A 10,153-nucleotide genomic window follows, 5' to 3' on the forward strand; every position below is an offset into this window, starting at 1 on the left:
GGGGGGGGGGGGCCCGCGCCGGGGGCGGGGGGGGGTGGGGGGTTGGTTAGGGGGCTAGGTGGAGGCCGTCGCGGCCGCGGCGTTTGACTTCGTAGAGCGCCTGGTCGGCCCGGCTGAGCGTGGTCTCGCCGAGTTCGTCGCGACGTTGCAGGGCGACGCCGACGGAGATCGTGCGCCCGACGCGGCGGGCGGCCGCCGTGAGCCGCTCGGCGACCGCGACGGCTTCGTTCGAGCTGGGCACCTCGACCACGGCGACGAATTCGTCTCCGCCGATGCGGTACAGCTCGTCCCCCTGACGCAGGGTGCTTTCGAGCGCGCGGGCCAGGTCGACGAGCGCCCGGTCGCCGGCGGCGTGGCCGTACGTGTCGTTGATGACCTTGAACTGGTCCACGTCGATCGCGAGCAGCGCGGTCCGGCCGGGTTCGGCCGCCGCCAGCCGTTCGCCGAACGGCCCGTGGTGCCGCAGCCCGGTCAGCGGATCGGAGCTGGCCCGGTGCCGCAGCCGGGTGAGCGAGTGCAACCGGTCGAGGCAGGTCCAGGCCTGGGTGCCGAGTAGTTCGAGCAGGCTGACCCGGGCCGGTTCGGGATGGGCGGTCACGTCGTCGAAGGCGACCAGGACGCCGCCCAGCGCGCCGGGGCCGATGGGCGCGACGATCATCGTGCGTACGCCGGCCTTGGTGACCGCTTCGAAGCCGCGCGGATCGAGCTGGTCAGGGTCGCCGAGGGAGAACGAGGTGCCGTGCCGGCGCGCCCGGTCGAGCAGTACGCCCAGCTCCCGCCCGCCCAGGTCGGCGAGCCGTTGGACGAGCGCCCGGTCGTATCGGCCCGGGGAGCTGCTGCGCAACACGACTCCGCCGATGAAGAGAGCGGCGCTTCCGGTCACCCCGACGGGCATGTCGATCGGCTCCGCTGTGTCACCGGCGATCGGCGTCAGCACGACGGCGGAGGACAGCCCGGAGACGTCCCGCGCCGCTTCGGCCACTCGGGCGTACACCTCTGCTTCGGTTCCCGCCGCCGACAGGGCGACGCTGTGCCGGAGCAGCTTCTCCGCTTGCGTCTCGGCCGGCGGCCCGCCCAGTTCGTCGATGCGCGCCCCGAGCGACTTGCCGAGTTCCTCGGCGAGCACCTGCCATGCGCCGAGATCGGGAGTCGCGGCGAGTTCGCTGGTCCACTCGAGGTTCAGCGCGCCGAGCGGCTCACCGGTGCGGTCGAGGATGGGTACGCAGATCTCGGCGACGACGTCCGGGCCGAGCCGGATGAACTCCGGGTCGATCGTCACGTCCGTCAGCACGGCGGTACGCCCGGACGCGTACACGCGGCCGACGACGCCCCGGCCCAACGGCACGGAGGAGAAGACGTGCCAGGACCCGGCCGCCGCGACACATCGCAGGTGGTCGTGGACGTGCAGCAGAGTCGCGATCAACGCGTCGGTGTGCGTGGCCAGGACGTCGACCACCGCGCGACAGGCGTCGACCGCGCTGTGCGCGGCGCGGAGCCGATCGGTCACATCTTCGACGATGCGCGGAGGGGTAAGCACGTTCCTTGTTCTCGTCCGGGGTGGCAGGGGCGCCCCAGGGGGCGTTATGGCCGCCCACGATACTCACGTTCGCTGAGTGCGCCGGGTGAATCCGGCCAATTGGGACCCGCCTCAGCGCCTGCTTGTGGTGGGTGTCACAGAAGGCTTTCCGCTGGGCGTACCGCTCGCACTCGGGGTGAGCGACGGCGCGGGCGGCGACGCGTTCACCAACGGCTGCCCCGGGATGACCGCGCCCGGCAACGTGATCGTCGGCGGCGCGGGCGTCGGCGCGCCGACGAGAGTGAGCGTTCCGACGCTGGTCCGGGCGCCGGTCAGCGTCCCGTTGTCGGCGTAGCAGTAGATGCCCGGATCGACCGGTGCCTTGACGGAGACCGCCGAGGTGTCGACGGTGTAGCAGGCGCCCTGCACGCCCGGCAGCGCCGTCGCCGTCGTCACCGCGAGGGCGGCCTGGCGATCCATGAAGACCTCCAGCCAGTCGGTGAACAGGTGCTGCACCTTCGGGTCGTACGCCGACACCACCTTCGACAGGCGTACGCATCCGCTCTGCGGCCGGGTCGCGGACGGCAACGCGCACTGGTAGAGCGCACCCCCCGTGCGTACCAGTGAGATGTCGACCGTGCCCCCCAGGGCCGTGGCCGGGACGTCGACCTTCCACCCGCCGTCCTGCGCGAGGGTGACGGTCACGGACCGGTCGGGACGGCCGGTCGTCTTGAGCGAGTAGAGCGCCGTCTGGTGCAGGTCCTTCGCGGCGGCCGCACGAGCCGCGAGGACTGACCGGGGGTCGTCCGGCGCGGCCGGGCCGGTGGTGGGATCGACCTCCGTCGGTGGTGGTGAGCTGCAGGCGGAGGCGAGGACGGCCGCGGTCGCCACGGCGACGAGGGCGATAAGGGGTCGGGCGACACGCATGGGCGAATTCTCGTCCCAGCGCGCCACGCCGGTGTGCAACGACACAGCCGATCTTCGGCCGCAATCCTTCCGGCCCGGCGCGCTCCGAAACGCAGCCTGATCGCCCGCCCCGCTGGCCGCGCGCAGATCTTGTACGCCGGGTCAGATCGTGGGAACGGACTGTGCTGATCAGGGGGGCGGACCGGTATCCTCACAGGTGCCTTCGCCCGGACACCTCCGCGCGAAGTCCCGTGCGCCGCAGTCAGCGGGCGTGCACGTCTTTCTGACGACACAGCCGGCCGCGCGGCCTGACGGCACAGGCCGGCGAGGAGAGGAGAGCCGCACCGTGGCCCTGGTGGTGCAGAAGTACGGCGGTTCCTCGGTTGCGAACGCCGAGCGGATCAAGCGGGTCGCGGAGCGGATCGTCAACGCCCGCAAGTCCGGCGACGAGGTCGTCGTGGTCGTCTCCGCGATGGGTGACACGACCGACGAGCTGATCGATCTCGCGCATCAGGTCAGCCCCCTGCCGCCCGGTCGCGAGTTCGACATGCTGCTGACCGCCGGCGAGCGCATCTCGATGGCGCTGCTGGCGATGGCGATCCACAACCTGGGCTACGAGGCCCGGTCCTACACGGGATCGCAGGCCGGCGTGATCACCACCTCGGTGCACGGCAAGGCGCGGATCATCGACGTGACGCCGGGCCGGCTGCGCGGCGCGCTCGACGAGGGCGCGATCGCGATCGTCGCGGGCTTCCAAGGGATCTCCCAAGACACCAAGGACATCACCACCCTGGGCCGGGGCGGCTCCGACACGACGGCCGTAGCGTTGGCCGCGGCGCTGGACGCCGACGTGTGCGAGATCTACACCGATGTGGACGGTGTGTTCACGGCCGATCCCCGGATCGTCCCGAACGCCCGGCACATCGCCCAGGTCACCTACGAGGAGATGCTCGAACTGTGCGCGTGCGGCGCGAAGGTGCTGCACCTGCGTTCGGTCGAGTACGCCCGGCGGGCGAACCTGCCGATTCACGTGCGCTCGTCGTACTCGGACAAGACCGGCACCATGGTCACCGGATCAATGGAGGACCTCCCCGTGGAACAGGCACTGATCACCGGTGTGGCGCACGACCGCTCGGAAGCCAAGATCACCATCGTCGGCGTACCGGACACCCCCGGCGAGGCCGCGCGCATCTTCGAGACGGTGGCCAACGCCGAGACCAACCTCGACATGATCGTGCAGAACGTCTCCACCGAGGGCACCGGGCGTACGGACATCTCCTTCACACTGCCCAAGGACGACGGCCCCGCCGCGATGGCGGCGCTGTCGAAGGTGCAGTCCTCGATCGGCTTCAAGGGCCTACTCTTCGACGATCACGTCGGCAAGGTGTCGCTGGTCGGCGCGGGGATGCGCTCGCACCCCGGTGTCGCGGCGCGGTTCTTCGCGGCCCTCGGCGAGGCGGGCGTCAACATCGAGATGATCTCGACCTCCGAGATCCGGGTCTCGGTGGTCTGCCGGGACAGCGACCTCAACAAGGCTGTCCTCGCGGTGCACGACGCGTTCGAGCTCGGCGGCGACACCGAGGCGATCGTCTACGCCGGCACCGGGCGGTAACGCCGTGAGCAGGCTGCCGAACCTCGCTGTCGTCGGTGCCACCGGCGCGGTGGGCACCGTGATGCTGGAAATCCTGACCAGCCGGAAGAACGTCTGGGGCGAGATCCGCCTGATCGCGTCCCCGCGCTCGGCCGGCAAGCGGCTGTCGGTGCGAGGCGAACAGGTCGAGGTCGTCGCGCTCAGCACCGACGCGTTCGAGGGCATCGACGTCGCGATGTTCGACGTCCCCGACGAGATCTCGGCCGCCTGGGCTCCGGTCGCCGCCGAGGCGGGCGCGATCGTCGTGGACAACTCCGGCGCGTTCCGGATGGACCCCGACGTTCCGCTGGTGGTGCCCGAGATCAATCCCGAGCAGACCCGCAACCGGACCCGGGGCATCATCGCCAACGCCAACTGCACCACGCTGGCCATGATCGTCGCGGTCGCCCCGCTGCACCGCGAGTACGGCCTCAAGGAGCTGGTGCTGGCCTCGTACCAGGCGGTCTCGGGGGCCGGTCAGGCCGGCGTCGACGCCCTGCACGACCAGCTCACCCGGGTCGCCGGGGATCGGGCGCTCGGCTCGCGTACGGGCAACGTCCGCAACGCCGTCGGCGACGACCTCGGCCCGTTCCCCGCTCCGGTCGCGCTCAACGTCATCCCGTGGGCGGGTTCGCTCAAGGACGGCGGCTGGTCGTCCGAGGAACTGAAGATGCGCAACGAGTCCCGGAAGATCCTCGGGCTGCCCGACCTCAAGGTCAGTGCGACCTGCGTACGGGTGCCGGTCAGCCGCGGCCACTCGATCTCGGTGCACGCCGTGTTCGGCTCCGAAGTGGACGCTGAAGGAGCCCGTGAGGTGCTGCGCGGCGCGCCCGGCGTCATCCTCGTCGACGACCCGGCCAACGGCGAGTTCCCGATGCCGATCGACGCCGTGGGCACCGACCCGTCCTGGATCGGCCGCCTGCGCCGTTCGCTCGACGACCCCCGGGCCCTCGACTTCTTCGTGACCGGTGACAACCTTCGCAAGGGCGCGGCTCTCAACACCGCCCAGATCGCGGAGCTGATCGCGGCGGAGTTCGTCCCCGCCACCCGCTGATCCCCCAGTACGCCGAAGGCCGGCGAGGCAGTGTCCTCGCCGGCCTTCGTCCTGCGTATGTCAGATGGCAGTACGCCGCCGGCTGCGCGTCGCCTGGAATAGGACGAAGCCGATGCCGATCAGCAACAGACCGGCCGCCGTGATCAGCGCCACCGGGGCACCCGTGATCGGCAGCCCGTCGTCCTCGGCCGGGTCCCCGCCACCGGGAGCGCCGGGCGCGCGGGCGGTCAGCACGATCTCCGCCTCGTTGTTGGAAGGGTCGGTGTCGATCTTCGCGAATTCCTCAGCGGTCCGGGTCGTGACGATCCGCTCAGTGCCCCGCAGCGTGCCGGCCCGATCCAGCCGAAGCTCGAACAGATAGGTCAGAGTTCGCTTTGGACCGAGGTTCGTCTTGTACCTGTAACAGCGGTATTCCCGGCCGCCCGGCGCACCGTTGCCGCCGACACCACCGGATGTCAGGGGCCGGCAGCTCTGCGGCGCCGTAGTGACAGTGGCACCGGTTGGAACGATGAAGTCGAGGACTGGCTCGTCTGGGGCGAACCGGATAACGGCCTTACCCCGGTTGACCGCGCGTACTTTCACCTGCACCTTGGCACCGACTGCTCCGGAAGCGGTGCCTCGGGAGGCGGAGATGTCCGGCATCCCGACGATGTCGATCGGGATGTCGGCGTAGCCCCCGCCGTTTATGTCGATCTGCGTCTGGGCGCTGCTGGCCGCCGGGGCGAGTTCGCGCAGCGACAACTTTCCGCCGACGCCCGGTTTGCCAAGCACCTCGCCGTCCAGAGAGTTCAGCCACTTCTCGAGGCCGGCGTACCGCGCAGGCGTATACCAAGTAACCGCCTCGCCGCCGTCTCGCGGGGCAACACCAGCGTCCGAGATCTTGAGCGGCAGGTCCACCTGGTATTCGCGCCCCGGTCGGAGGTCGGTGTCGAACCGGCACGACCTCGGCGAATTGCCGGCGTAGGTGCAGTTGCTGTACTTCTGGCCCGCCTCGATGAAGACGCCGGCGCGGAAGTAGGCCACCACCCCGTGGATCGTCGGCGAGCCGACGTTCACGACGCGCAACGGCACGGTGAAACTGTCGCCCGGCTCGGCGGTCGACTTGGGCGGGACCACGGCGGCGAGGTCGATCACTTCCGCCACCGTGACCTTGGCGGTTTGGGTGATGGTGCCGAAATGGGGGGAGGAGACAGTTATTTTGACAACGCCCGACGTGTCAGGCACCGCGCCGGGAAGAGGCTTGATCCTCAGGTAATAGCTGAACGGATCCTGCTCGCCGATGTACGCCTCGTCCGCGACACAGGTCACGATCGCGCCGGCTCTGGTACACGTGACCTCGGGCGAGGTGCCCGCGTCCCACACGGTGGCGACGTCGGCCAGATCGGTGACGTCGTAGGTCGCCGTGATCTTGGTGTGGTACTCGGTCGGCGTCGCGTACAGAGAGAATCCGAAAACTGTGCCGTCGCCGTTTGCCGCGAGCAGGACATCATCAACGAACATTCTTGGCGCAGCAGCGGATTGGGCTACAGCAGGCGCACCGGTCAACCCGACCAGCGTCGCGACCATCCCCGTAGCCACCAACCACCGCCGCGCAGCTTTCAGCCGCATGCGAGCCTCCGTGAGGGGTTGGTGAAGCCCCGGGAGCGTAGCAGTGAACCGGTTGCCTTCGCTGGCCGCGACAGGTGCGGTCAAACCGCGGCCGGCTCCGGAATGGCAACGGCCGCACCGTTTCGCGGGGTGCGCTCGACCCAGCCGATGATCGGTCCAATCGCGACAGTGCAGGCGAGGAAGAGCAGCGCGATGAGCCACCAGCCCCAGCCGCCCGTCTGGATGGCGAGGAAGGTCAGCGAGGCCGGGCCGACCATCCGGGCGACGCCTGAAATCGAGCGACTGCCCCCGACGTACGCACCGCGCTGGTCGGCGGGCGGGATCTCGGTCTGGAAGAACCACTGGGCCGCCGACGCCCACAATTCCGTGGCGGTCGTCAGCGCCACACCGGCGGCGAGGACCGCCACCGTCAGCCACCCATGCGTCATCCCGCTCAACGCGATGACGGACAGGCGATCGCACTCGCCAGCCCGGCCCACCGCATGAGGCGTACCGATCCGGAAAGCGAGTCGGCGCCGCGCGTGGCCGGAACCTGAAGGAGCACGGCCATCACGGTGTTGAGCGCGAACAGCGCGCCGAGCACGGGCTTGGGCACGTCGGTCATCGTGACGGCCCACAGCGGCATGATCTCGTTGAAGATCATGCCGTGCAGCCAGATCACCGAGAGCAGTACGGACAGTGCGGTGTAGGGGTGATCGCGCAGCACGCCCCACGGGCTGGTCCGGGTACGCGTCTCGCGCGGCGCGTGGATCGTGGGCATGCGGGACACCACGAACGCGTTCACGCACAGGCCGAACGCGTTGGCGAGGACGAGCGCGATCAGGCCCGCGTGCGAGTTCACCGCCAACGCGGCCGCACCCAGGCCCGCGCCGATCGTGAAGCCGACGTTGAGGTACGCCCGCATGAACGCCATGATCCGGACCCGGCTCTCCTTGGGCAGCGCGGCGGCGGTGTAGACGGTGCGACCGCCGTTGGCGAGCATGTCGGCGACCGAGGCGACCACGATGGCGGCGACGAACGACCAGAACCCGCGCGCGAACGGATAGCAGGCGAACGCGGCGGCCTCACCGAGGGCGCCGAGGACCCAGGCGCGCTTGCCGCCCATCCGGTCCGCGAGATGCCCCAGCGGGAGCGAGCCGACCAGGCCGACTCCGCCGACGATCGAGAAGCCGAGGCCGATCTGCACCGGGGTGAGGCCGACGATCTGGGTGAAGAAGACGACGCTTCCGGTGAGGAAGGTGCCGGAGCCGGTCGCGATGATCGCCGATTGCACGGCCAGTCGCCGGGGCAGTCCGGGCGGCGGCAAGATCCTGTTCAGCAGTCGTTCCCCCATGGTTCCGGATTCGACCATGATCCGTTCACCGGCGGCAACCCGCTCTTCCCGCGATGTGGGAGGTGCGTACCAGGTCCGTGATCTGCCGGTAATGTTGCCAAGGTCATGTGGCGTGCGCTTCTCCTTCGCTGCCGCGACGAGGCCTGAGACCGGCATCTCGTCGCGGTGATGCGACGCGCGTACCGCGTCCCGGCCGGTCGATCGATGCGCATCCCGCCGGATTTTCTCGCTTCCGGCCTGTGAATCAGCCCACACGCATTCCTTGAGCCACCTGACCATCCGGGAGAATCGACCTATGTCGGACGTATCCATCGTGCCGAGTTCCAGCGAAGACGCCGCGGATCCCATCGCGCGCCAGCGCCCGAGCGGCATGCCTTTCGAGCGTTACCAGCCCTTCCACGAGCAGATCGCCGTCGATCTGCCCGACCGGCAGTGGCCCGCCCGCCGCGTCGAGCGCGCCCCCCGCTGGTGCGCCGTCGACCTGCGCGACGGCAACCAGGCCCTGATCGACCCGATGTCCCCCGAGCGCAAGCGCCGCATGTTCGAGCTGCTGGTCCGGATGGGATACAAGGAGATCGAGGTCGGCTTCCCGGCCGCCAGCCAGACCGACTTCGACTTCGTCCGCCAGCTGATCGAGCAGCAGCTGATCCCGGAGGACGTCACGATCCAGGTCCTGGTCCAGTGCCGCGAGCACCTGATCGACCGGACCTTCGAGGCGCTGCGCGGCGCCAAGCGGGCGATCGTGCACTTCTACAACTCGACCTCGATCGTGCAGCGCAAGGTCGTCTTCGGGCTGGACCGGGCCGGCATCACCGCCATCGCCGTCGACGGCGCGCGGATGTGCCAGAAGTACGCCGAGATCCACACCCCCGACACCGAGATCTACTACGAGTACTCCCCCGAGTCCTACACGGGCACGGAACAGGACTACGCGCTGGAGATCTGCTCGGCGGTCATCGAGGCGATCGACCCGAGCCCGGACCGGCCGCTGATCATCAACCTGCCCGCCACGGTGGAGATGATCACCCCCAACGTGTACGCGGACAGCATCGAGTGGATGCACCGGAACCTGCCGCGACGCGACAGCGTCGTGCTGAGCGTCCACCCGCACAACGACCGGGGCACCGGCGTCGCCGCCACCGAACTGGCGATGCTGGCCGGCGCGCAGCGCGTCGAGGGCTGCCTGTTCGGCAACGGCGAGCGGACGGGCAACGTCGACCTGGTGACGCTGGGCCTGAACCTGTTCAGCCAGGGCATCGACCCGGAGATCGACTTCACCGGCATCGACGAGATCAAGCGGACCGTCGAATACTGCAACCAGCTGCCCGTGCACGAGCGTCACCCGTACGCCGGCGACCTGGTCTACACCGCGTTCAGCGGCTCCCACCAGGACGCCATCAAGAAGGGCCTGGAGGCCCAGGGCGACGGCTACTGGGCGGTGCCCTACCTGCCGATCGACCCGAAGGACCTGGGCCGCAGCTACGAGGCGGTCATCCGGGTCAACTCGCAGTCCGGCAAGGGTGGCGTGGCGTACATCATGAAGAGCGAGCACCACCTCGACCTGCCGCGCCGGATGCAGATCGAGTTCTCCGGCGTCATCCAGCGGCACACCGACGACGCCGGCGGCGAGGTCGGCCCGAGCCGCATGTGGGAGATCTTCCAGCAGGAGTACTTCGCCGATCGCCGGATCACGGTGGACTCCTACTCGATCTCCACTGTGGATGACAAGGTCGAGATCGACGTCGAGGCACGACTGGACGGGGTCGACTCCCGCCTGGAGGGCATCGGCAACGGCCCGATCGACGCCTTCACCCACGCGCTGCGCGACCGGGGCGTCAACGTACGCGTCCTGGACTACGCCGAGCACGCGCTCACCGCGGGTGACGACGCGCAGGCGGCCGCGTACGTCGAGTGTGAGATCGACGGCGAGATCCGCTGGGGCGTCGGGGTCGACGGCAGCATTCTCACTGCTTCGCTGAAGGCCGTGGCCAGCGCCGTCAACCGCTGACCCCTTCGCCGTCCGGCGTACCCGTCAGATCAGGGATATGCCTGCGATCTTGGTCCAAGATCGCAGGCATATCCCTGATCTGCTGCTAAAAGCGCGGA

Annotated in this window: 8 protein-coding genes; 3 read left to right on the plus strand and 5 right to left on the minus strand. The window is 69.4% G+C overall.

Going from position 1 to position 10,153, the window contains the following annotated elements; translation table 11 throughout:
* Positions 1 to 46: 46 nt before the first annotated feature.
* Both AB0M47_RS40090 and AB0M47_RS40095 read right to left on the minus strand, forming a co-directional pair.
* Entirely contained in the window at positions 47 to 1,507 is a 1,461-nt protein-coding gene (locus AB0M47_RS40090; protein WP_363423569.1) for a sensor domain-containing diguanylate cyclase, read from the minus strand.
* 141 nt (positions 1,508 to 1,648) lie between these two features.
* Complete coding sequence (locus AB0M47_RS40095) at positions 1,649 to 2,443, minus strand: hypothetical protein (RefSeq protein ID WP_363423571.1); 795 nt, start codon at positions 2,441 to 2,443, stop codon at positions 1,649 to 1,651.
* A gap of 325 nt (positions 2,444 to 2,768) precedes the next feature.
* Between AB0M47_RS40095 and AB0M47_RS40100 the strand changes: the two genes are divergently transcribed.
* Positions 2,769 to 4,034, plus strand: a complete 1,266-nt coding sequence (locus AB0M47_RS40100; protein ID WP_253759471.1) for an aspartate kinase — start codon at positions 2,769 to 2,771, stop codon at positions 4,032 to 4,034.
* 4 nt (positions 4,035 to 4,038) lie between these two features.
* A complete protein-coding gene (locus AB0M47_RS40105; protein ID WP_363423573.1) occupies positions 4,039 to 5,106 on the plus strand; it encodes an aspartate-semialdehyde dehydrogenase in 1,068 nt (355 codons plus the stop codon).
* Between the two features lie 60 nt (positions 5,107 to 5,166).
* On the opposite strand, the gene AB0M47_RS40110 is transcribed toward AB0M47_RS40105, so the two are convergent.
* The 3 genes from AB0M47_RS40110 to AB0M47_RS40120 form a co-directional block, all read right to left on the minus strand.
* Positions 5,167 to 6,714, minus strand: a complete 1,548-nt coding sequence (locus tag AB0M47_RS40110) for a hypothetical protein (protein WP_363423575.1) — start codon at positions 6,712 to 6,714, stop codon at positions 5,167 to 5,169.
* An 80-nt stretch (positions 6,715 to 6,794) separates the two neighbouring features.
* Complete coding sequence (locus tag AB0M47_RS40115) at positions 6,795 to 7,142, minus strand: hypothetical protein (protein WP_363423577.1); 348 nt, start codon at positions 7,140 to 7,142, stop codon at positions 6,795 to 6,797.
* 5 nt (positions 7,143 to 7,147) lie between these two features.
* Entirely contained in the window at positions 7,148 to 8,065 is a 918-nt protein-coding gene (locus AB0M47_RS40120; protein WP_363423579.1) for an MFS transporter, read from the minus strand.
* 277 nt (positions 8,066 to 8,342) lie between these two features.
* Between AB0M47_RS40120 and leuA the strand changes: the two genes are divergently transcribed.
* On the plus strand, positions 8,343 to 10,055 hold the full coding sequence (leuA, locus tag AB0M47_RS40125) for a 2-isopropylmalate synthase (RefSeq protein ID WP_363423581.1): 1,713 nt from the start codon (positions 8,343 to 8,345) through the stop codon (positions 10,053 to 10,055).
* Positions 10,056 to 10,153 lie beyond the last annotated feature (98 nt).

Origin of the sequence: Hamadaea sp. NPDC051192 (assembly GCF_040682475.1) — a bacterium.
Taxonomy (GTDB): Bacteria; Actinomycetota; Actinomycetes; order Mycobacteriales; family Micromonosporaceae; genus Hamadaea; species Hamadaea flava.